23 protein-coding genes, 2 tRNA genes, 1 rRNA gene and 2 pseudogenes are annotated in these 22,478 nt (G+C 37.4%); 19 read left to right on the top strand and 9 right to left on the bottom strand.

The features are described 5' to 3' along the window. Positions 1 to 211 precede the first annotated feature (211 nt). The 8 genes from rrf (at position 212) to tsaD (ending at position 4,241) form a co-directional block, all read left to right on the top strand. A 5S ribosomal RNA gene (gene rrf / locus MKY26_RS19860) occupies positions 212 to 328 on the top strand. 26 nt (positions 329 to 354) lie between these two features. Continuing rightward, positions 355 to 428: transfer RNA gene (locus MKY26_RS19865), tRNA-Met, on the top strand. A 3-nt stretch (positions 429 to 431) separates the two neighbouring features. Beyond that, a tRNA-Asp gene (locus MKY26_RS19870) sits at positions 432 to 508 on the top strand. Positions 509 to 1,026: 518 nt separating this feature from the next. Then, positions 1,027 to 1,446 carry a hypothetical protein gene (locus tag MKY26_RS19875; protein WP_341098418.1) on the top strand — a complete coding sequence of 140 codons (420 nt, stop codon included), beginning with the start codon at positions 1,027 to 1,029 and terminating at the stop codon, positions 1,444 to 1,446. A 167-nt stretch (positions 1,447 to 1,613) separates the two neighbouring features. Then, a complete protein-coding gene (gene tsaE / locus MKY26_RS19880) occupies positions 1,614 to 2,069 on the top strand; it encodes a tRNA (adenosine(37)-N6)-threonylcarbamoyltransferase complex ATPase subunit type 1 TsaE (protein WP_341098420.1) in 456 nt (151 codons plus the stop codon). Next, on the top strand, positions 2,066 to 2,773 hold the full coding sequence (gene tsaB, locus MKY26_RS19885; protein WP_341049622.1) for a tRNA (adenosine(37)-N6)-threonylcarbamoyltransferase complex dimerization subunit type 1 TsaB: 708 nt from the start codon (positions 2,066 to 2,068) through the stop codon (positions 2,771 to 2,773). The genes tsaE and tsaB overlap by 4 nt, the downstream gene beginning before the upstream one ends. Next, positions 2,770 to 3,222: a ribosomal protein S18-alanine N-acetyltransferase gene (gene rimI, locus MKY26_RS19890; protein WP_341098422.1), complete on the top strand. Its 453-nt coding sequence runs from the start codon at positions 2,770 to 2,772 to the stop codon at positions 3,220 to 3,222. Before tsaB ends, rimI begins: the two co-directional genes overlap by 4 nt. Beyond that, on the top strand, positions 3,219 to 4,241 hold the full coding sequence (gene tsaD, locus MKY26_RS19895; protein ID WP_341098423.1) for a tRNA (adenosine(37)-N6)-threonylcarbamoyltransferase complex transferase subunit TsaD: 1,023 nt from the start codon (positions 3,219 to 3,221) through the stop codon (positions 4,239 to 4,241). The genes rimI and tsaD overlap by 4 nt, the downstream gene beginning before the upstream one ends. Positions 4,242 to 4,528: 287 nt before the next feature. On the opposite strand, the gene MKY26_RS19900 is transcribed toward tsaD, so the two are convergent. Continuing rightward, positions 4,529 to 6,454 (bottom strand): ABC-F family ATP-binding cassette domain-containing protein, encoded by a 1,926-nt coding sequence (locus tag MKY26_RS19900; RefSeq protein ID WP_341098424.1) that lies wholly within the window; start codon positions 6,452 to 6,454, stop codon positions 4,529 to 4,531. Between the two features lie 143 nt (positions 6,455 to 6,597). On the opposite strand from MKY26_RS19900, the gene moaC reads away from it, so the two are divergent. Beyond that, positions 6,598 to 7,080 (top strand): cyclic pyranopterin monophosphate synthase MoaC, encoded by a 483-nt coding sequence (gene moaC, locus MKY26_RS19905; protein WP_095370808.1) that lies wholly within the window; start codon positions 6,598 to 6,600, stop codon positions 7,078 to 7,080. A gap of 23 nt (positions 7,081 to 7,103) precedes the next feature. Then, complete coding sequence (locus tag MKY26_RS19910; RefSeq protein WP_095370807.1) at positions 7,104 to 7,742, top strand: redox-sensing transcriptional repressor Rex; 639 nt, start codon at positions 7,104 to 7,106, stop codon at positions 7,740 to 7,742. 29 nt (positions 7,743 to 7,771) lie between these two features. Here the strand turns inward: MKY26_RS19910 and MKY26_RS19915 are convergent, their stop codons facing one another. Further along, positions 7,772 to 7,975 (bottom strand): DUF4305 domain-containing protein, encoded by a 204-nt coding sequence (locus MKY26_RS19915; RefSeq protein WP_095370806.1) that lies wholly within the window; start codon positions 7,973 to 7,975, stop codon positions 7,772 to 7,774. A 6-nt stretch (positions 7,976 to 7,981) separates the two neighbouring features. Further along, the gene (locus tag MKY26_RS19920) at positions 7,982 to 8,710 is read right to left on the bottom strand and encodes a CPBP family intramembrane glutamic endopeptidase (RefSeq protein ID WP_340977548.1); all 729 of its coding nucleotides are present in this window, start codon (positions 8,708 to 8,710) and stop codon (positions 7,982 to 7,984) included. A 266-nt stretch (positions 8,711 to 8,976) separates the two neighbouring features. On the opposite strand from MKY26_RS19920, the gene groES reads away from it, so the two are divergent. Together groES and groL are read left to right on the top strand one after the other, a co-directional pair. Beyond that, complete coding sequence (groES, locus tag MKY26_RS19925) at positions 8,977 to 9,261, top strand: co-chaperone GroES (RefSeq protein WP_095370804.1); 285 nt, start codon at positions 8,977 to 8,979, stop codon at positions 9,259 to 9,261. A gap of 60 nt (positions 9,262 to 9,321) precedes the next feature. After that, complete coding sequence (gene groL / locus MKY26_RS19930) at positions 9,322 to 10,950, top strand: chaperonin GroEL (protein WP_341098425.1); 1,629 nt, start codon at positions 9,322 to 9,324, stop codon at positions 10,948 to 10,950. Positions 10,951 to 11,025: 75 nt separating this feature from the next. Here the strand turns inward: groL and MKY26_RS19935 are convergent. From MKY26_RS19935 to MKY26_RS23410, 3 genes and pseudogenes are all read right to left on the bottom strand, one after another. After that, positions 11,026 to 11,214 (bottom strand): annotated as a pseudogene (locus MKY26_RS19935) (tyrosine-type recombinase/integrase); the annotation flags it as partial. Between the two features lie 460 nt (positions 11,215 to 11,674). After that, positions 11,675 to 12,589, bottom strand: a complete 915-nt coding sequence (locus tag MKY26_RS19945; RefSeq protein WP_307318802.1) for a bifunctional helix-turn-helix transcriptional regulator/GNAT family N-acetyltransferase — start codon at positions 12,587 to 12,589, stop codon at positions 11,675 to 11,677. A gap of 493 nt (positions 12,590 to 13,082) precedes the next feature. Beyond that, positions 13,083 to 13,310: pseudogene (locus MKY26_RS23410) on the bottom strand (YolD-like family protein); the annotation flags it as partial. 171 nt (positions 13,311 to 13,481) lie between these two features. On the opposite strand from MKY26_RS23410, the gene MKY26_RS19950 reads away from it, so the two are divergent. The 3 genes from MKY26_RS19950 (at position 13,482) to MKY26_RS19960 (ending at position 15,296) form a co-directional block, all read left to right on the top strand. Next, entirely contained in the window at positions 13,482 to 13,673 is a 192-nt protein-coding gene (locus MKY26_RS19950; RefSeq protein WP_341098426.1) for a YolD-like family protein, read from the top strand. Positions 13,674 to 14,759: 1,086 nt separating this feature from the next. Next, a complete protein-coding gene (locus MKY26_RS19955; protein ID WP_341049631.1) occupies positions 14,760 to 14,990 on the top strand; it encodes a helix-turn-helix domain-containing protein in 231 nt (76 codons plus the stop codon). 87 nt (positions 14,991 to 15,077) lie between these two features. After that, on the top strand, positions 15,078 to 15,296 hold the full coding sequence (locus tag MKY26_RS19960; RefSeq protein WP_341049633.1) for a hypothetical protein: 219 nt from the start codon (positions 15,078 to 15,080) through the stop codon (positions 15,294 to 15,296). Positions 15,297 to 15,469: 173 nt separating this feature from the next. On the opposite strand, the gene MKY26_RS19965 is transcribed toward MKY26_RS19960, so the two are convergent. Beyond that, positions 15,470 to 16,423 carry a hypothetical protein gene (locus MKY26_RS19965; protein WP_341098427.1) on the bottom strand — a complete coding sequence of 318 codons (954 nt, stop codon included), beginning with the start codon at positions 16,421 to 16,423 and terminating at the stop codon, positions 15,470 to 15,472. 877 nt (positions 16,424 to 17,300) lie between these two features. Between MKY26_RS19965 and MKY26_RS19970 the strand changes: the two genes are divergently transcribed. Next, a complete protein-coding gene (locus MKY26_RS19970) occupies positions 17,301 to 17,927 on the top strand; it encodes a hypothetical protein (protein WP_322910517.1) in 627 nt (208 codons plus the stop codon). A 76-nt stretch (positions 17,928 to 18,003) separates the two neighbouring features. Then, positions 18,004 to 18,633, top strand: a complete 630-nt coding sequence (locus MKY26_RS19975) for a hypothetical protein (RefSeq protein WP_341049637.1) — start codon at positions 18,004 to 18,006, stop codon at positions 18,631 to 18,633. A gap of 444 nt (positions 18,634 to 19,077) precedes the next feature. Here MKY26_RS19975 and MKY26_RS19980 read toward each other — a convergent pair whose 3' ends face one another. Next, entirely contained in the window at positions 19,078 to 19,290 is a 213-nt protein-coding gene (locus MKY26_RS19980; RefSeq protein WP_341098428.1) for a hypothetical protein, read from the bottom strand. Between the two features lie 87 nt (positions 19,291 to 19,377). Then, positions 19,378 to 19,968 (bottom strand): hypothetical protein, encoded by a 591-nt coding sequence (locus MKY26_RS19985; protein WP_341098429.1) that lies wholly within the window; start codon positions 19,966 to 19,968, stop codon positions 19,378 to 19,380. Between the two features lie 539 nt (positions 19,969 to 20,507). Here MKY26_RS19985 and MKY26_RS19990 point away from each other — a divergent pair. Together MKY26_RS19990 and MKY26_RS19995 are read left to right on the top strand one after the other, a co-directional pair. Continuing rightward, entirely contained in the window at positions 20,508 to 21,860 is a 1,353-nt protein-coding gene (locus MKY26_RS19990; RefSeq protein ID WP_289432755.1) for an aromatic ring-hydroxylating dioxygenase subunit alpha, read from the top strand. 35 nt (positions 21,861 to 21,895) lie between these two features. Further along, positions 21,896 to 22,456: an aromatic-ring-hydroxylating dioxygenase subunit beta gene (locus MKY26_RS19995; RefSeq protein ID WP_095370777.1), complete on the top strand. Its 561-nt coding sequence runs from the start codon at positions 21,896 to 21,898 to the stop codon at positions 22,454 to 22,456. Positions 22,457 to 22,478: the final 22 nt, after the last annotated feature.

The raw sequence follows: 22,478 nt of genomic DNA on the forward strand, positions 1-22,478 counted from the left end.
TTGCCCAGGTGCGACAAGCATAAGACGAATTTGACAGGAGGTTGTTCTTTAACCTCATGACAAATTTGGCTTATGACCTCGAGCACCTAGGCGCCGCAGCTAGACAGCACTACGTAAGTAGTCGCATCAGCAACGCATAGGCGATTACTCAATAAATATCTTCTTCAACATTACCTAGTTTTGAGGGAACGATTCCCTTACAATTTCATAGTCCGGTGGCGATAGCGAGAAGGTCACACCCGTTCCCATACCGAACACGGAAGTTAAGCTTCTCAGCGCCGATGGTAGTTAGGGGCTGTCCCCTTGTGAGAGTAGGACGTTGCCGGGCATATGATTTTTATAAAATAATATTATCGCGGGGTGGAGCAGTTCGGTAGCTCGTCGGGCTCATAACCCGAAGGTCGCAGGTTCAAATCCTGCCCCCGCAATCTGGTCCGGTAGTTCAGTTGGTTAGAATGCCTGCCTGTCACGCAGGAGGTCGCGGGTTCGAGTCCCGTCCGGACCGCCAGTTTAATTTTATATGTGAAACGTATCGAAACAGGGAACTTGTTTCGTTTTTTTTGTGTAGAAAACTTAGGTTCTATAGGTTCAAGTAGAATTGTTTTGTGCCTCGTAAAAAAGTACATCATGACTAATTTGTAAGTCCTTGATAGAGATATAACGCATTATTATTTACAAAAATCCTTACGTTTAATCTATCCCAATAGCTGTAATGATCAGTTTATCCATCATATTGTATATTACTAGAGAAACTATCACTTTAGCTCGCCATTAGGCGGGTTTTCTTTTTGTCAAAAAACAAATGCAAATTAGGATGCGTAAACCAAAAATATGTTAAGTAATTTCTAAAAACAACTATTTTTAGTTGCCTCTACGGAAATAACCGTTAAATAGTAGATACAGGCAAAAGATAGTGTTGAAAAGTTTTAGGCGGGAACGGAAGAAACGCGCAAAAGAAAAAGAAAGAGAGCAAGGAATTGCGCGTAAAAGGGAGATACGCAAGAGAAAGAGAAAAAGAGCAAGGAATTGCGCGTAAAAGGAAGATACACGAAAGAGAAAGAGAAAGAGAACCGGGAATTGCGCGCAAAAGGAAGATACGCGCAAAAGAAAAAGAAAAAGAGCAAGGAATTGCGCGTAAAAGGAAGATACGCGCAAAAGAAAAAGAAAGAGAGCAAGGAATTGCGCGCAAAAGGAAGAAACGCGCAAAAGAAAAAGAAAAAGAGCCCGGAATTGCGCGCAAAAGGAAGATACGCGCAAAAGAAAGAGAAAAAGAGCCGGGAATTGCGTGTAACAGGAAGATACGCGCAAGAGAAAGAGAAAAAGAGCCGGGAATTGCGCGTAAAAGGAAGATACGCGCAAGAGAAAGAGAAAAAGAGCCCGGAATTGCGCGCAACAGGAAGATACGCGCAAAAGAAAGAGAAAAAGAGCCGGGAATTGCGTGCATAAGGAAGATACACGCAAGACAAAGAGAAAAAGAGCAAGGAATGCGCGCAAAAGGTTACTGTCCCGACAAATCAAAGTGTTCTTTGATGTCTATGAAAAAATCATGTAAACTACATGTATATGTGTCATTATTATTGTAAATAAATGAAAGACCAAATGTAGGTGATAAAATGGATCAATTCCAGTGGAATACAAAAAATACGGAAGAAACAATGGCATTTGCAAAGAGGTTAGGAGAAAAAGCAGCTGCAGGTGATGTCATTTTATTAGAAGGTAATTTAGGGGCAGGTAAAACAACATTTACGAAAGGGCTTGCGTTAGGCCTTGGTATTGAACGAAATGTGAATAGCCCTACATTCACTATTATAAAGGAATATAATGGTCGTCTACCTTTGTACCATATGGATGTTTACCGGGTGGAGGATGGCGATGAAGATCTTGGGTTTGATGAGTATTTTCATGGGCAAGGTGTGACCGTCGTGGAATGGGCTCATCTAATAGAAGACCAACTGCCAGAAGAAAGGTTAAAAATTGTAATCCATTATACCGGAAATGAAGAACGAAGAATAGCGCTCCATCCAAAAGGAAAACGCTATGTGAAGCTGTGTGAGGAGTTAGTAAAATGAAAATATTAGCTATAGACACGTCAAATTATACACTAGGGATCGCTCTAGTAGATGACGACAAAATTATAGGGGAATATATCACGAATATCAAAAAGAATCACTCAGTTCGTGTAATGCCCGCGATAGAAATGCTTTTAAAGGATTGCGATACGTTGCCACAAGATATAGAAAAGATTGTTGTCGCAGAAGGACCCGGTTCATATACGGGGGTAAGAATTGGTGTAACCATAGCTAAAACATTAGCTTGGACGTTGAATATACCTCTTTCAGGCGTATCGAGTCTAGCTGTTTTGGCAGCAAGTGCAGGTAGTTATTTTAACGGTGTCATTTCACCGTTATTTGATGCGAGAAGAGGTCAGATTTATACTGGTTTATATCAATTTCAAGAGAGTCGGTTATTAGATCTAGCATCGGATCATCTAACGTTGACCGTTAATTGGACGCAACGTTTATTAAATAGAGAAGAACCGGTTTTATTTGTCGGTAATGATTTATCCATACACAAGGAACAAATTAAAGCAGACTTAGGGGATCGGGCATATTTTGCACGTGTAACCGAACAAAATCCTCGTCCTTCTGAATTGGCCATTTTAGGTAGAGATAAGGAAGCTGTTGATATCCACAATTTTGTCCCTAATTATATCCGTCTTGCTGAGGCAGAGGCAAAATGGATTGAAGCTACGAAAGGGAGCAAGCTCCAATGACCAGTAAATTAACGTTTCGGTTAATGAACGAAGATGATATTGATGAAGTATTAAAAGTAGAACAGGCATCTTTTTCTTCACCTTGGAGTAGAGAGGCCTTTTATAATGAAATGACATTGAACCAATTCTCGGTCTACGTTGTATTAGAAGACGGAGAAGAATTGATAGGATACGGTGGGGCATGGGTGGTTACAGACGAGGCCCATGTAACAAATGTAGCGATACTACCCAGATATAGAGGGAAGAAACTTGGCGAGGCGTTAATGGTCCAGCTGATGGATGTTGTAAAAGAAATGGGTGCCCTTAAATTGACCCTAGAAGTAAGGGTGAGTAACATGATAGCAAGACGGTTGTATAGCAAGCTAGGTTTTCAAGAAGGCGGAATTAGAAAAAATTATTATTCGGATAATCATGAAGATGCTTTAGTAATGTGGGTGAATATAAAATGAAAAAAGATCAATATATATTAGGGATAGAAACAAGCTGTGATGAAACAGCAGTAGCCATCATTAAAAATGGTAGAGAGATCAACGCTAATGTTGTCGCTTCTCAAATTGAAAGTCATAAAAGGTTTGGCGGGGTTGTACCAGAAATCGCTTCAAGGCATCATGTAGAACAAATGACCATTGTGTTAGAAGAAGCGTTAAATAAAGCGAGTATGACGATGAACGATATCGATGCAGTTGCTGTGACAGAGGGTCCAGGGTTAGTGGGTGCCCTACTTGTCGGTGTAAATGCAGCGAAGGCGATTGCCTTTGCTCATCAAAAGCCACTTATTGGGGTGCACCATATAGCAGGGCATATTTATGCCAATCGCTTAATTAAAGAAATGACTTTCCCGGCGCTTGCATTAGTCGTTTCCGGGGGCCATACAGAGCTCGTTTATATGAAAGCACATGGTGATTTTGAAGTTATTGGCGAAACACGTGATGATGCTGCTGGAGAAGCATATGATAAAGTAGCGCGAGTTCTAAATATGCCATATCCAGGTGGGCCACATATTGATCGCCTTGCCCATGAAGGAGAAGCGACAATTAAGCTTCCTCGTGCGTGGCTAGAAGAAGGCTCCTTTGATTTTAGTTTCAGTGGATTGAAGTCTGCCGTTATCAACACAGTGCATAATGCTGAACAACGTGGTGAGACCATCTTACCAGAGGATTTAGCAGCGAGCTTTCAAGAAAGCGTCATTGAGGTATTAGTGACCAAGACCTTAAAAGCAGTAGAGGCATATGATGTGAAACAACTACTATTAGCAGGTGGCGTTGCAGCAAATAAAGGACTTCGTGAAGCATTAACAGAGACCTTTAAGAATAAGGAAGAGATAGACTTAGTCATTCCGCCATTACATTTATGCACAGATAATGCAGCGATGATTGCTGCAGTGGGTGCAATTATGTTCGAAAAAGGGATGTTCTCAGATATGAGTATGAATGCAAACCCAGGGTTAGATATACAGTTTCAACAATAATAATGAAGACTAGTGAATCATGATCATCTATTCACTAGTCTTTTTATTTTTAGTGATGACAGAAAGTTATTCACAATATCAAGTATAGTATTGGTGGCATATCATATTGTGGATAATATTAAAATTTTCAGAGTTTTTGTTGATAAGTATCATAAAAATTGTGGATAATGTGGAAAAGTGTTGTTTCACCTATTGTTAATCCGTTTGTGCTGTGAATAAAAATGTGGACAAATTTACTTGTAGAAAGAAAAGCTGGGGATAATTAAATTATCCCCAGCTACGTTTAATTACATTAAATCTCCCAAATCGCTCCATTCTTCAAGTAACCGCTCGAGTTGTGCTTTTATAGCCTCATTTTTAGTTGTAATCTCGAGGACTTTCTCGTGGTCCTGGAAGATTTCAGGGTCACAGAGTTGTTCATCGTAAGTTTCAATTTGCGCTTCTAACTCTTCGATTAATTGTTCAATTTCTGTTAGCCTTCTTTTTCGTTGTCTTTCTAGTTTCTTCGCTTCTTTATCTTGTTGATAACTTTGCTTTTCTGGTTTAGTGATACTTTCTTGTGGCAGGTCTGCTGATTCAAAAAGCTCTATTTCTTCAATTTCCGCTTTTTTATCCACATAGTAATCATAATCCCCTAAAAATTCCGTTGCTCCACTTGTTGATAACTCAATCACCTTTGTTGCGATCCTATTAATAAAATAGCGGTCATGAGAGACAAAGAGGAGCGTACCTGGAAAATCAATTAGTGCATTTTCAAGAATTTCTTTACTATCAAGGTCTAAATGGTTGGTCGGCTCATCTAGTATGAGGACATTTGCTCTTTGCAACATCAACTTAGCTAGTGCTAATCGTGCTTTTTCTCCACCACTCAATGTAGAGACAATTTTCAGGACATCATCTCCAGAGAAGAGGAAGTTACCTAACACGGTACGGACATCTTTTTCAGGCATGAGGGGGTAATCATCCCAGAGCTCGTTTAATACGGTTTTATTTGAACTCAAATCAGCTTGCTGTTGGTCGTAATAGCCAATGCGGATATTTGAGCCATATTGAAACGTGCCACCTAAAGCAGGTAGCTTGTCTACAAGGGTCTTCAATAAAGTCGACTTTCCAATACCATTGGGACCTACTAAAGCAATGGAATCGCCTCGAGACATGCGAAATGAAATGTGATCACTGATCTTTTCTTCTTGATAGCCAATTGCTAAAGAGTCAGCGGTTAGCACATCATTACCTGTTTGACGATCAATTTGAAAGCCGAATGTCGCTGATTTCTCATCCCCTTGGGGACGATCCACTCGCTCCATCTTCTCAAGCTGCTTGCGCCGGCTTTGTGCACGCTTTGTTGTCGAAGCACGGGCAAGGTTGCGTTGAACAAAGTCTTCTAGTTTCGCAATTTCTTCTTGTTGTTTTTCATACATTTTCAAGTCACGTTCATAATTCGCTGCTTTTTGGTCAAGATATTTGCTGTAGTTACCAACGTATTTTTTAATATGGTTACGTGATAGTTCATATACCTGGTTGACGACTTTATCTAAGAAATAGCGGTCATGTGAGACAATTAAAATAGCGCCATCATAACCACTAAGATACTGCTCTAGCCATGACAATGTTTCAATATCTAAATGGTTGGTCGGCTCATCTAAAATCAGTAAATCAGGTTTGGTTAACAATAATTTCGCAAGTGCAAGTCGCGTCCTTTGCCCCCCGCTTAATGCAGAAATTTTTGTATCATAGCTAAACGATTGAAAATTAAGGCCATGTAGTACAGAACGAATGTCTGCCTCGTATTGATAGCCACCTTGTTCTTTAAAGTTGACTTGCATTTGATCATAGGTTTTTAAAATTTTATCGTAAGCTTCACTGTTTTCGATGAGTGTTGCATCGCCCATCTGTGTTTCTAGTAAGCGCAGTTCCTTCTCTTGTTTGCGCAAATAATCAAACACGGTAAGCATTTCGTCCCAAATAGATAGCTCAGATTCTAGTCCTGTATTTTGTGCAAGATAACCGATTTTGGTTTCTTTCGATTGAATAATTTCACCGGAATCATAGGACATATGTCCAGCAATAATTTTTAAAAGAGTTGATTTTCCCGCACCATTACGTCCAACTAATGCAATGCGGTCTCTCGTTTGTACTTCAAGCTTTATATTCATTAATATAGGATCAGCCACAAAACTTTTCGAAAGCTGATTAACCTGTAATAATATCATTATATTTCACCTCTGTTATAGTGATAGTGTACCTTAATCAGGTGAGGTTCGGCAATAAAGTCACTATTTGGATAGAATATATAAAAAACTACATTACACAGATGAATCAAAATAGTGTATCATTTTCATGTGAGGTGTTATGAATGGCTGAATTTACACATTTTAATGAAGAAGGCAGAGCGAAGATGGTGGATGTGAGTGAAAAACCACAAACTGCCCGTACAGCAATTGCTCATAGTAGTATTGAGCTAAATCAAGAAATCTATCAGAAGATTACTGATGGCACAATGAAAAAGGGAGATGTGCTGGCTGTTGCTCAAGTGGCAGGTATTATGGCTGCGAAAAAGACATCTGATATCATCCCGATGTGTCATCCACTCGCCTTAACCGGTATTGATATATCTTTCAATTGGGAAGAGGTAGAGGATCAGTATGTGTTACATATTGATTGTACAGTGAAAACAAATGGGCATACCGGAGTAGAAATGGAAGCGTTGACAGCTGCTACAGCTACCGCTTTAACGGTATATGATATGTGCAAAGCAGTAGATAAAGGCATGGTAATAGGACCAACATATTTAGTAGAGAAAACCGGTGGTAAAAACGGTGATTTTAGAAGGGCTTAAGTAAATGGAATGGAGTGGAGCCTATGTCCAATGAATCAACGAAAATCCCTCAAGCAACAGCTAAGCGATTGCCTTTGTATTATCGTTTTTTGAAAAATTTACACGCATCAGGAAAGCAGCGAGTTTCTTCAGCAGAATTAAGTGAAGCGGTGAAAGTAGATTCTGCAACAATTCGACGAGATTTCTCCTATTTCGGTGCTTTAGGGAAAAAAGGTTACGGATATAACGTAAATTACTTATTAGGATTTTTCCGTAAGACACTCGATCAAGATGAAGTGACAAAGGTAGCGTTAATTGGTGTAGGGAATCTAGGTACAGCGTTTTTAAATTATAATTTTTTAAAAAATAATAATACAAAGATTGAAGTGGCATTTGATGTTTCAGAAAGTAGGGTTGGCACGTCTGTAGGAGAGGTACCTGTCCGTCATTTAGATGACCTAGAAAAGTTGATTGATGAGCACCATATTCAAGTTGTCATTTTGACTGTACCGTCCCATGCGGCACAACCAATTACGGATCGAATCGTTAAAAGTCATGTAAAGGGAATCTTGAACTTTACGCCAGCGCGGTTAACGGTTCCTTCCCATATTCGCATCCATCATATTGATTTGGCGGTCGAATTGCAATCATTAGTATACTTCTTAAAACACTATCCATCATAAAAAGGGAGCTGACCCGCATGGAGTCAGCTCTATTTTTTATCCTCTTTCTTTTTCATACGATAATGCATAGCGATTAATTTAATCCCGCCACCAATATCAAAAGTGGCAAAAATCAAAATGAAGATCGTTAAAAATCCCCAACCTCCACCGTTTTGAAGGTTAATAATTGCAAAATAAATAAATACAAATCCAAAAAGAAGGGAGATAATCCCTGTGAACAAAGGTGTTCTCATCTAACATCATCCTAATCTGCTAAAAATCATTTGTACCGTTTCTAAGTCTGTCATATATTTTTCTAGCTTATCCATATTCAATTGAATCACAACGACAAAGGTATTCATCGCTACATGAGCAATGATCGGTACGAGAATACGATTGGTTTTTACATATAAAAACGCGAACGTAAAGCCCATCGCTGCATAAAGAAGTAAGTGCTCAATTTCCCCATGGGCGAGAGAGAAAATTAATGAACTAATCAGTGCTGATAAAAAGAAGTTCAATCGTTTATGCAAGGAACCAAAAATGATTTTCCTGAAAATGATCTCTTCTAAAATCGGCCCAATAATGGAAACAACGATAATCACAAGAGCAGACGTTTCAATTAATGACATAATTTGCTGCGTATTATCTGACCCCATATCAATGCCGAGCATTAATTCAATATTCGCTGCAACGGTTTGAGCAATAAATGCTAGCGGAATACCTGCAATCGCCCACCCGATAGAAGTCGATAATGGTGCTTGATTCCTCATTGACATCTCTTTGCTTTCTTTCCGTAAAAACCACAAAGTTAAGAGAAGGGTAATTGTAAAACTAATGACAATCCAGAGTGGCGGTGCAATTTTTGCAACCTCATCAAAGCTGTATCCTAACATATTACCTAGAAAAAGAATGGCAGGAACGCCAACGATGGCTGATAATTGCATGGCTATATAAATCATAATGATAAACCAATACTCTTTTTTCAATGGCTAGTCTCCTATTCATAAAGAAGTTACACTAATATTTATTTTACCTGTTAAACACTATTAGTTTCAAATAGTACATCCTTATGAAGTGCATAAAACAAATAGAAGATGTATAGAATGGAGAGGTTCGCATTTTTTTTTGCAAAATTGCAAGGTTCTTACTTGCAAAAAAGAGTAGTTTTGATTAATATAATAATTGTGTTAGCACTCAAGACTAACGAGTGCTAATAAAATAATTTTTGAATGAATTGAGGAGGTTGTTTCACTTGTTGAAGCCACTAGGTGATCGAATTATTATCGAGCTTGTTGAAACGGAAGAAAAAACTGCAAGCGGTATCGTACTACCAGATAGCGCGAAAGAAAAGCCTCAAGAAGGTAAAGTCGTAGCAGTTGGTACTGGACGTGTACTAGAAAATGGTGAACGTGTAGCATTAGAAGTTGCAGAAGGCGACCTTATTATCTTCTCAAAATATGCAGGAACAGAAGTGAAATACGAAGGTACAGAATACTTAATTTTACGTGAAAATGACATTCTTGCTGTGATCGGTTAATAAAAAAACAGCTATATACTTATTATAAAGATTTTTAACTATTAGAGGAGGTACTTAATAATGGCTAAAGATATTAAATTTAGTGAAGACGCTCGCCGCGCGATGCTTCGTGGTGTGGATACACTTGCAGATGCAGTAAAAGTAACTCTTGGACCTAAAGGACGTAACGTGGTTCTTGAGAAGAAATTCGGTTCTCCATTAATTACAAATGATGGTGTAACAATTGCTAAAGAAATCGAACTAGAAGATGCATTCGAAAACATGGGTGCGAAACTAGTTGCTGAAGTAGCAAGTAAAACAAACGACGTAGCTGGTGACGGTACAACAACTGCAACGGTTCTAGCGCAAGCAATGATCCGTGAAGGTTTGAAAAACGTAACAGCTGGTGCAAATCCAATGGGTATCCGTAAAGGGATCGAAAAAGCGGTTGCTACAGCAGTTGAAGAGCTACAAGCAATCTCTAAACCAATCGAAGGCAAAGAGTCTATTGCGCAAGTAGCATCCATCTCTGCTGCTGACGAAGAAGTTGGACAATTAATCGCTGAAGCTATGGAACGTGTAGGTAACGACGGTGTTATCACAATCGAAGAATCTAAGGGATTCACAACAGAAATGGATATCGTTGAAGGTATGCAATTCGACCGTGGATACAGCTCAGCTTACATGGTAACAGATACAGATAAAATGGAAGCAGTATTAGATGATCCTTACATCTTAATCACTGACAAAAAAATCGCAAGCATTCAAGAAGTATTACCAGTACTTGAGCAAGTAGTACAACAAGGTAAACCATTACTTCTTATCGCTGAAGATGTAGAAGGCGAAGCATTATCTACATTAGTAGTGAACAAATTACGTGGAACATTCAATGCAGTAGCTGTTAAAGCGCCTGGATTCGGTGACCGTCGTAAAGCAATGCTTGAAGATATCGCTATCCTAACTGGCGGTGAAGTAATCGCTGAAGAGCTAGGTCGTGACCTTAAATCTGCTACAATCGACTCTCTAGGACGCGCTTCTAAAGTCGTTGTAACAAAAGAAAACACAACAATCGTTGAAGGTGCTGGTGCAAGCGACCAAATCGCAGGCCGCGTAAACCAAATCCGTAAACAAATGGACGAAACAACTTCTGAATTCGACCGTGAAAAATTACAAGAACGCCTTGCTAAACTAGCTGGTGGCGTAGCAGTCGTAAAAGTTGGAGCGGCTACAGAAACAGAACTTAAAGAACGTAAACTACGCATTGAAGATGCCCTAAACTCTACACGCGCAGCTGTAGAAGAAGGTATGGTATCTGGTGGTGGTGTTGCCCTTCTTAACGTATACAACAAAGTTGCTGCATTAGAAGAAGAAGGCGATGTTCAAACAGGTATCAACATCGTTCTACGTGCAATGGAAGAGCCAGTACGCACAATCGCTCACAACGCAGGTTTAGAAGGATCTATCATCGTAGATCGCCTAAAACGCGAAGAAGTAGGCACTGGCTTCAACGCTGCAACAGGCGAATGGGTAAACATGATCGACGCTGGTATCGTTGACCCTGCCAAAGTAACACGTTCAGCTCTACAAAACGCTGGTTCAGTTGCTGCCATGTTCCTAACAACAGAAGCAGTCGTAGCTGACAAACCAGAAGAAAACGCACCTGCAATGCCTGACATGGGCGGTATGGGTGGAATGGGCGGCATGATGTAATCTAGCTTTTAAAAGCTTGTTATATCAACGTTCACACCATCGGCACCATTAAATAGGTGCCATATTGATAGAATATCAGAGGCTTCTCATTAGTTCTCCGAACTTTTGCGAAGCCTCTTTTTTTCGGTCTTTTGTTATATGCAAATATACTTGAGTTGTCGTTGAATCTTCTGTATGACCTAAACGGTCCATGATCTGAAGTAACTCAACTCCAGCCTCAGCTAAAAGAGATGTATGGGTATGTCTTAATGAGTGCGGGTAAAGGGAGATACTTTCTGTGTTTATCTAAAAAATACGGTACTACTGTAGTGAACTTAAAGAAATAAAATCAGAATGTTAAGGAAGAAGCTTTAAAAATTAGTAGCAAACTAAACATTACAGCAGGTGCAAAGTATCATAAGGTCGTAAAAGGTGATACAATAGCTGCACCTGCTAAGAAATATGGCAGTACGATTAAGCAAATTCGCGAATGGAATAAAATAGACTCAAGTATACGATTTATGTTGGTCAGAATTTAAGAGTGAAGTAACAACAAAGCCCTCTCATTCAAGGGGAGCATTTTAACTAAAGCACCTAAGCTTAAGTGCATTTCTTCACAAAGATATCCTTTTACAGTCCATTTAATACAGGAATGCTGCTACTTTAGCAACATAATAAAAGGAGTTCTCCTTTTATTAACGGACAACTCCTCGATTAACTAGTGGCAACTATCAACTAAGTCGAGTTACTTCAATTCTAAATCCCATCGTTCTTCCACGATTCTTTGCCCCCACAATAATTGTTCCTCTTTTGTCTTAGTGATTTTAAATCCAAATTTAGCATATAATCGTCTAGCCACTGGCAAACTACTTACTGTCCATAAATACACTCTTTCATATTGTTGCTCTTTGCAGTATTTAAGTAATGTTTGAACTAATTTTGTTCCTATTCCTTTTCCACGAATGGATGGATCGACAATGAACCACCTTAACAAAGCTGTTGTTTCATTATCCTCGACTAATCCCACACAACCTGCAAATTTTCCGTTATCCTCTGCAATCCAAATTTTTTTAATTTTCCCCTCAAAGGAATGGTGTAGATAATCTGAAAAGGTTTCATCAAACCCAAAAGTCTCACTATAAAATGCTCTTTGCCTTTCAATAATAGTTTCTTTGTCTTCCTCTGTATATTCATCGCGGATAGAAATTTCGGATTTATATTGATTAATAATCTCCGATAAAATCATTTCAATTATTCTCATTGATTCTATGAGGTTCTGCTGTTTTTTCGGTTCTATATTTTTTAGAAGAGATTTGACCTGTTGTTCGGCTTTCATTTCTAGTTCATGGTAAATTATCTGCCCTTTTTCGGTTAAATGAATATAATATGTACGCCCATCATTCTTCCCTTTCTGCTTAAAGATTATCTCTAGTTCTTCGTAACGTTTTAGGATTCTACTTACATATCCACGATCTAAATCCAGTTCTTCTTGCAAAAACTTTGCTGTACAATTACTTGTACTATTAATTTCAAATAATATCCTTGTTTCAGTTAATGAAAAAGGACTATCGTATACTTGCTGGTTCAGCAAACCAAGAACCTTTGTATAAAACCGATTAAATTTTCTAACTTCAGATACGATTGGAACAGTAGCTTGCATAATATGAACAACCCCCTTTATTAAAATGATTGACTTTAGCAACTATAATAAAAATGATAACGCAATATGATTGCTTTAGTCAACTATTGAATTGTGTTTATTAGTATTTTTATGTGAAGTATTTCACTTAAATAAAACTGTTCCGTTTAACAAAAAATAAGTCTCGTTTAGTTATTTGCTAAGTAAAAGCTGAAAAGTTCCTCACATTTATTCCTAATCCTAGGATTAAAATAATTATGCTAATCATAATATCCTTTATATTGAAACTCATACATAGTTAACGATTCATCATGTCCAATTTGGTTTACTCTCATATTTCCTTTTCTCAATTTATCTTTTACTTCTTTCAGATCACGCTGAACCTTCTTAATTTAATCTAAAACAAGGACTTTTCAATGATCTTTAAATCTCTTTCAAAGATAATAATAATCATTGGTAAGTATATAGTTGCTCAAGAAAATCACGATCAGCTTCATTAATCCTAGTCATGTTGTTAAACCCTTTCGACTGATATCACTTCATCAATATGAAATTTTAAGATTTTTAAATCGTTCGTTTTTAAGTAAAGGTACATATTAATATGATCAATTTTACCGACAATGCCTTCATAAGGTTTTGTGAATCCATCAACCCAAAAGGTCATTTTGATTGTAAGGGTGTAGTTTAATGATTCCATCGTTATTATCTGTATTTCTTGAAGTTCTTGCTTATCTAATTCCGGCCTTTTTACTTTTCATATTTGGCTGGTAACTGCTTAAGTAATTCGGTATGTTCACTCATAAAGAATCCTTGCCATTTCATTTTTCAGCAGAGGACATATTAAGATATGTAAATTCTTATCGATTTGTCCAGTTAGGAACGTAAAGAGCGAAGCTTAAACATGGGAGTGAAAATGCCAAAAAAGTCAAAGCCACTACGACCTTCAATGGATGAATTTGAATTAGAAGAGCTGGGAAATGGAGTAGTTGAGGAGCATAGGGTAAAAGCTGTGGTATTAATATTGTTGTGGCAAAGAGATCCTGTACAAGGGGAAATTGTTAAGCTTGATGGCCGATCTCATATGAAATCGCTATTGATAGTCTGATACAGTAAAGTAGGAAACGTCGTATAAAAAGCACCATTTAAGGTGCTAAAAAACCCTTGCTTTAAATTTACTTGGATTCGAAATCTTAATTGATAGTACCTCCCCGCAATCTAAGCAGAATGTATAAATTTTTTCAGAACCAATTGTATACTTTTTAACTAGTGGTCGGATATTTATGTAGTCACTTCCTTGGGCAAATGATGTTCCTTCACATTGAGCACATTTTTTGTCTGGTGGATTCATTTTTTATCACCTCTTTATAAATAGTTACGATTGTATTTATAGAAAGGTTTCAAGTAAACAGAAGATATACAGGTAGTTGATTAAATGAAGGTGACGAGTTGTAACGTTTACTTTGCCGTAATTCCAGTAAAAGAAACAATAGTCTTTGAACATTGATGTATTTGTCGCAAATGTCGTAGTAAGCAATAAAAAAGCCAGGAATCCTTGGCATCCAACAGCTACCAGCAAACATATAAGCAAACATATAGAATCGATATTAAAGAATTACCATTGATTGATAACTCGATTAAGATGCTGAGAGACTCTCTGAAGGAAGTCGGGGAGGAATTGATGGCTCAGTATGTGACGAATCTGCTATGACTAAAAGTCAAGCAACTACTATCCCTATTTATAAAGGGATTGTTAGAAGCGAAAAGAGACATTAAAATTGGACAGTATGAGGAAAACAACGATACGAAATGGAAAATGTAAGGCAGGACACGTGAGGGATTTAAACAAGCTGCTCCCTCTATTTTATAAAAGAAACCTTTTAGTGTATTTATATAAATACAAGTAATTAATACCTTTTATTAATTTTAAAATTCTTATTTTTGACCGATATTTCGATTGAGGTGAAATATAATGAGAATAGAGAGGTTAAATACCACTCCTAAGGAGTAGTATCCGACTCCTTGAGCTCCTACCTCAAATATAAAATAAATAAGTAAAAACACAAATGCTAAAAATATTATTGGACGGAGGAACAAAACATGTTAACCACCGCGTTGATTATTTCATTAGTTGCTCTAGGTATTTCTCTATATACATTAGTTCTTACTTCGAAGAACAATAAGAGGTGAACAAATGATTAGTATTAAGTCTGTTGAAGAGTTAAAAGATTTCTTAAATAAAGAAGTAATTAGCACCATCGAAGCAGCAGAAATTCTTGATTGTTCAAGACAAAATATTAAAAGAATCGTTGATAATGGAAAGTTGGTTCCAATTAAAGAACTGGAGAGAGATCGATTGTTTCTAAAACAAGATGTACTAAAACGAAAAGAAGAAATGGATATGAAGAAAGTATCAAAAAAATAATTGCATGCTTTCCTTTAATTTTAGGAGAAAGACAGGCGAATTTTATAAAAACACACCATAAAACACCAATATAGAAGGGTGGGTAATATGTTTGCGAATATCCCTTTATTAGATTCAAAGGTAAAAGTTAAAGTTATTTTTGATGATGATAGTATCTTGATAGGTATTGTTGACCATTGGACTTCTCCTGGAGATAGTGAAAAGAACGTGGAAGAATTAACGATTGTTCCTATCCAAGGAGATTTAAAAGGTAACTACATCAATTTTGATGAAACAGAAGTGAAAAGTATTGAAATAATTGATTGAAGCACTTAACATTGGAAAAAAGGGTTTAAGTGCTTTATTATGTCTTGAAAAAACACTCCACATTAACTGATTGGTAGTACAAGTTAGTTATTTGTCCTAAGCAAGTTATTAAAAGTAATTAAGACCACTTTTAAAAAGGTGGTCTTAATTTATTATTATCTAAGTCAACTATATTAAAAGAAAGGAGGACCAAGGCGAACAATGTTCAAGTTGCGATCAGTTATACTAATATCACCTGTTAACTCAGTAACAACCAAAGATATATTGTCTAACGGCTCAATTTGTATTGTAGTACTTCCTGTTGGACTGTCTGGACCTAAGACTATTGTGGAGCCTGGTACAATACTACCGTTAACAGATAATTGTAAAGTTGCTGATCCGGTTCCTTGCGAGACTACATTTGCTGTTGCTTCATAAGCACCAAACACATTAGCGAATATCGTATCAGTACTACTACCAGTATTATACTGAGCTCGTGTTGTATCAAAAGTAACTAGTTGATCAATATTTGATAGAGACAATGGTGAAGTACCATATAATGTACCGTATGCGATTGTCTGTCTAAGCGCTTCATATACAAATTGAAAAACTAGCCCAGGATCAATTGGTCCTGGTGGTCCTTCAGGGCCAGTGGCTCCAGTGGTACCAGTAGCCCCTAAACCAGTAGTGCCAGTAACTCCGGTAGCGCCCGTAATGCCAAGTCCAGTAGCCCCAGTGATACCAGTAATTCCCGTGACTCCGGTAGCGCCCGTAATGCCAAGTCCAGTAGCCCCAGTGATACCAGTAGTTCCTGTGACTCCGGTAGCGCCCGTAATGCCAAGTCCAGTAGCCCCAGTGATACCAGTAGATCCCGTAACGCCAGTAGCGCCCGTAATGCCAAGTCCAGTAGATCCAGTAATGCCGGTAACGCCCGTAATGCCAAATCCAGTAGCCCCAGTGATACCAGTAACGCCAGTAACTCCGGTAGGACCAGTAATGCCAAGTCCGGTAGAACCAGTTACACCAGTTGGCCCAGTAGCGCCGGTCGTTCCTTTGATTATAATTGGTTGACAACATGTTTTTTGACATGGTTTATATCTTTTATTTTGCTGGTGACATCTCCTTTTTTTAGATAATATTGAGATCACCCCTTACTATATAGGTTAATACTATAAGATATAATCAAAAAGATAATCTGTTTGTGCTAATATCACGATATAGGTACAAAGTTTTCATATCATTCTCGTTAGGTAAAAGTAGAATAGACTGTACTTAAAATGTTGTACTGTTTAAGGTATGAACGGAGGTTGGAAGCGAGATTTAAATAAATGACCATTTTTTACTACTTTTAACATATCAAAGGAAGTAAATATAAAGTTTAAATTGTATTAAAAATCAAATGCAGTGAAATATAATATTTTATTAAACGATAACGCACAGGTGAAATGATTTAATCTGCCCTCAAACTTGATAAATAAGGTTTCGTAAGTATGATACGATTGCATGCTAACAATAAGGATTAAGGCTCTTCAAAGGTTCACTGGACTTTTAGGAGGCTCTTTTTCATTTCTTGTTGATCAACTTGTCAGTATTTCTTATAGCCTCAATAATCCTCCTAAGTTTATTAAGCATTTTTGTAGCATCAGAACAAGTTCTTCTTTTTACTCCAACATTTTTCTTCAGCAATCCGGTAAGGTGAAATCGGATTTTTTTTATAATCGTCCAATTGGTTAAAGTGCAAAAAAATAATCTCGACATGAATTGAGCAATACATATACCTAAAAAGATGAGTGAGTGTCTTTATCATAAGAGTTGTTTTTATAGAATAATGTAAAAACTGTAAATTTTATTAATGATATGCCGATAAGTAATATAAAGGCTTCTGAATATGCGGCTTAATATGTACAAAATAATAAATTGAGTGCAAAAATGCCAATAAATACATGGATGTTCTAAAAGTGGATATTAGTATAATAGAAAAGCATTATTGCATTAGTTATTAGAGAGAGATAGGGGGAAACATTTATGAAAAAATTAAGCTGTTTACTTGTACTATTGGTGATTTTCCTTGTTGCCTGTTCGAATGAATCAGCAGAAGGTGAAAAATCAACAGATCAAAAGCAAGAAGAAAAAGAAGGAGCAGTAAACGTCGATAAAGGTCTCTTAAATGTGGAATTAACACTACCAGCTTCTTTTTTTGAAGGAGAAGATATAGACACAGTTATTGCTGAAGCTAAAAAAGAAGGAGTAAGTGAAGTCACAAAAAATGAAGATGGATCTCTCACTTATAAAATGCCTAAATCTGAACATAAAAAAATGATGACAGAAATGGGAACATCTATCACAGATTCAATAGAAGAAATGAAAAGTAGCGAAGATTATGTCTCAATCAAGGATGTTACTCATAATAAATCATTCACAGAGTTTACTTTATTGGTAGATAAAGAATCTTATGAAAATAGCATGGATGGATTTGCTATATTTGGTTTAGGTTTACAAGGTTCTATGTATCAAATGTTTAATGGAGCGAATCCAGAAGATTATAAGGTAACGGTATCTGTGAAAGATGAAGTAACAGAAGAGGTTTTCGATGAAGTTATTTATCCTGATGCTTTAGAAGAAATGGGAGAAACAGAAGAAGGAACAGAGTAGAACCCTGGCCTTAAGTCAGTTTCGTTTTTTATGTTTTATGGAATAGGGTGTTTTTCATTCAAGAGGAGGAAGAAATTTGAACAACAGTTTCAGACTACTTATTTTAGGATTAATAATGGTCGTTTTTCTCGCGGCCTGTGGGCAGGATACAAAAGGTACAGAAGTGAACGAAGAGAATCAACAAGGTGAAACTGCACAACCAGAAGAAGTAGAGAAAGAAGAAGAGCCAAAATCAAAACTTGGTTCACGAACAAATCCTGTACCTTTCCAGAAAACGGCTACAGTAGATGATGAGTTGTATGATGATGAAGGTAATACGTACGCAATTAAATTTGATTTAACAGTAAAAGGTGTTATTCGCGGGGATGAAGCCTACCAAAAATTAAAATCTATGAATGAGTACAATGAAGCGGCTCCAGAAGGATATGAATGGGTATTAGCCGAAACCAAAGTGAAATTTGTTGAATCTGAAACAGAAGACTTATCCTTCTATATTGATGGGATCATGAACTTTGAAATGGTAAGTGAGAGCGGAGATATTTATAGTGGGGATGTTTATGGAACAACGGAACCGGATTTTAGCTTCGAGATGTATGTGGGGAACGAAAAAGAAGGTTATATATCTGGTTTAGTGAAAACAGGAGAAAATGCGCAACTTCGCTATGAAGAAATGTTAGGCGGACAGGTTTTCTTTAATTTACAGTAACTTAAAGTAGGGAAAATTGAATAAATAATTAGAGGTTATCGGGCGTTGTACAAACAGCTTGGAGACCTCTTTTTATTTTACAAGGTATAATTTATTTCCACAGGTAAACTAGGATTAAATATATTCGGTGCTATTGAGAAGGGCTTTTGTTAATGTGGAAGATAAGGTTTTAGGGGGCAGTTTTAAATTTAAATTAAATCGTCTTTGTTAAAACACAGAAGCATCCTTTTTAATCTCTAGGAGGCTTCTGAAGTAGTAATATTTATTTTTGTTTTCTTTGTAATCCAATTACAACTAAATATCCTGTTACGACAATAATAATACCTCGCAGGAAATTACCTAAAATAAGTCCTATTGAACCACTGTCTTGGTTTTCTACAAATCTACTTAGATAGTAAAATACTATGGTTGCAATAATAAAGTAAATTAAATACCCTAAATATCTCATTTTGTTATATCAATCCATCCGTTATTTTTATACCAATCTCTTCCATCGATAAATCTAGCTATTGCTGTCCCAGGATCGCCATAGTTTAATGCAAATCCAATAGCAGAACCGATTACTGTTGCAATAGCAACTCCTCTTATTGATTTAATCTTAAGTTTTTTAGCCTGGGCTGTAGCAACTCTAGAAAGCCCTTCTTTAGCTTTCTTCATACCCTTCTTTTTAATGTAATTTTTAAGTGCTGATATACCTCCGCCAACTACCCCAGCTATTGCTAAGTTAAAGGCTGCCCCTGCAACTTATATACCAACAGCAACTTTTCCTTTTTTCTTTTTTGCTGCATAAACAGTATCTGCACCAAAAAGGACATTTTTCACTGTAGAGACAAAAGCAATTTCTTCACCTTCTAATACTTCTGCATAATTCTCTTCTAACTGGATTTGAGTCGCTTCTAAATCATTAAATGTTTCAGAATTTCCATCAAAGAGACCTATTAGTGCCTCTTCTAATAGTTCTACTTCTTCTGTTCCAGAAATGGCTGCTGTTTCTTTAGCGAGTACTAAGAATTTGTCTTTTTCATTCGCGTCCATTTTGGATATATCTAATTCATCAACAGCTGCTTCAAAATCAAAATCATCATTTAAAATCTCTTCATTAAATTCTTCTGAACCTTCTCCTGTATACAGTCCTAAATCTTCAAGTTCATTATCACTTAACTTATCTAAATCTTCAAATGTTATATTTTCAAGCGTTCCCTTATTAGAGAAAAAATCATCTTCAAAATTTCTTGATGGGTTGGTATCGGCGTAAGATAGAAGTGGTTCTGAAACGGTTGAAAGGAAAAGAATTAAAGCGGATAAAAATAAGAATTTAGGTAATATTAATTTCATAGAAACCCCCCTTTTGGTATTTAATTACATATAGAACTATTCCAACTATGGATCTGTCAATAAATATTTGAATATTATTCCAAATTAAAAGTTTTTATAATATGTAGAACTTAATTTACTGTACTTATAATAGTTTATATGTGAGTATTTTGTAGTCTTTCAATCTTTTTAATTTTATTCCCTCCTTAAAGCAATATATTGCTCCTTTTTTAATGGTTTTGATATTCCTAGGATTTTCTTTTACCCTCGAGATTATGTTTGATATTTCGATAAGCTTCCACATCAATATTTGAGATGAACTTCTCTTATCACATACATAAAAAAATGGTGCTTTTAATAATAACCCTTTATTATCCTACATCAATCCTTCGTTATATATCTTCAAATGGGATTTTCTGTATAAAATTACATACAAAACATTCAGAAAACACAGTCATAAAAAGCAATTATTGTTGTATTTTTTCGTTGGGAAAGATTTTAAACTTAGTTTAAGAAAGCGATTTCATTTAGGAGTTTAATGGAAAGGGTGGTTCTAGTTTATGAGTTTTAATAATGGAAATTGGACATCAGAATCGATTCATTCACTAGTGGATGCAGAGCAGGGGAAAATCGATCCACGTATTTATACGGATCAGGAGTTATATGAGTTGGAATTGGAGCGGGTTTTTGGTCGCTCGTGGTTGCTTCTTGGTCATGAGAGTCATGTGCCTAAGAAGGGAGATTATTTAACTACTTATATGGGAGAAGATCCTGTTGTGATGGTACGTCAGAGGGATGGCAGTATTAAGGTGTTTCATAATCAGTGTCGACATCGGGGGATGAGGATTTGCCGGGCTGATTGTGGGAATGCGAAGGCGTTCACTTGTACGTATCATGGTTGGGCATATGACACAGCTGGCAAATTAGTGAATGTGCCATTTGAAGAAGAGGCGTTTCCTTCTGATTTTAAGAAAGAAGATTGGGGGCCGTTGCAGGCGCGTGTGGAGATATATAAAGGATTAGTATTTGCCAATTGGGACCCAGAGGCACCGGATTTGTTGACATATTTAAGTGATGCCACACCATATATGGATACGATGCTGGACCGCTCTGAGGCAGGTACAGAGGTTATTGGTACGATGCAAAAGTGGGTGATTCCTTGTAATTGGAAGTTTGCGGCAGAGCAATTTGCAGGTGATATGTACCATGCGGCTACCACTTCTCATTTGGCAGCAGTAGTAGCAGGGTTGCCGGAAGATCAAGATTTGTCTGTTTTTCAACCACATATGAAAGGTCACCAGTTTCTTTCTGAATGGGGCGGTCATGGTTGTGGATTCTATCTTGATACAGCAAGAGGTTCGGTGCGTGTCGGTCCATTAGTAGATAAGTATTATAGTGAAGGTCCGGCATTTGAAAAGGCAAAAGAGCGATTAGAATCTAAAATGCCTTATCACAGAATGGGTGCAAGTCATATGACAATCTTCCCGAACTGTTCATTCCTTCCTTATGGAATGAATACTGTCCGCACATGGCATCCAAAAGGTCCGAATCAAATTGAAGTCTGGGCATTTGTCATTGTTGATAAAGATGCACCGCAGGAAATTAAGGATGAACTGGCTAGACAAAATGTCCGCACATTCAGTGCCGGTGGTGTATATGAGCAAGATGATGGAGAGAACTGGGTGGAGATTCAAAACGCTCTTCGTGGCTATAAGTCAAAAACAGCTCCACTAGCTATGCAAATGGGGTTAAATGTACAAGGGAAAAATAATCCGGAATTTCCTGGTCAAACATCCTATGTATTTTCAGAAGATGTGGCGAGAGGGTTTTATTCTCATTGGGTCCGTATGATGTCTGAGTCAAGTTGGGATACATTGAGACCGCAGCCGGCCACAACCGCAACTGTTAAGTGAGTAGTGTTTAGTCAAACAAAGGAGGGTGAAAGAGGATGGAAGTAAAAGAGCTGGTTAAGCCGTTTAAATGGGCAGACAGTAGCCCAAGTTTGGAACTGCAGCATGAAATTGAACAGTTTTATTACAAGGAAGCACAGCTACTAGACCATTCGGAGTTTGAGGCGTGGTTAGCGTTAATGGATAAAGATATTCATTATTGGATGCCGATTCGCATGAACCGTTTAGGTAGAGAAATGGCTCAGGAGTATACGGCTATAGGACAAGGTGGGCATTACGACGATACTTATGAAACGATGCGCGGACGTATTCGGGCAAGAGTATCTGGGGTGAACTGGGCAGAGAATCCAGTATCGCGCACAAGGCATCTCATTTCGAATGTGATGATTAATGAGACGGAGGAGCCGAACACGTATGAAGTCGTGTCATCCTTTATCGTGTATCGTAATCGTTCTGAAAATCAGGCAGATATATTTCCAGGAGAGCGCAGGGATGTGCTGAGACGTTCAGAGGGAGGATTAGGTTTTAAAATAGCCCGCCGCACGATTTTAATCGATCAGAGTACACTTTTGTCAAATAACTTATCTGTCTTTTTTTGACATATAAGAAAGTATAAAATTT

Source organism: Cytobacillus sp. FSL R7-0680 (genome assembly GCF_038009245.1).
Taxonomy (GTDB): Bacteria; Bacillota; Bacilli; order Bacillales; family Cytobacillaceae; genus Cytobacillus; species Cytobacillus kochii.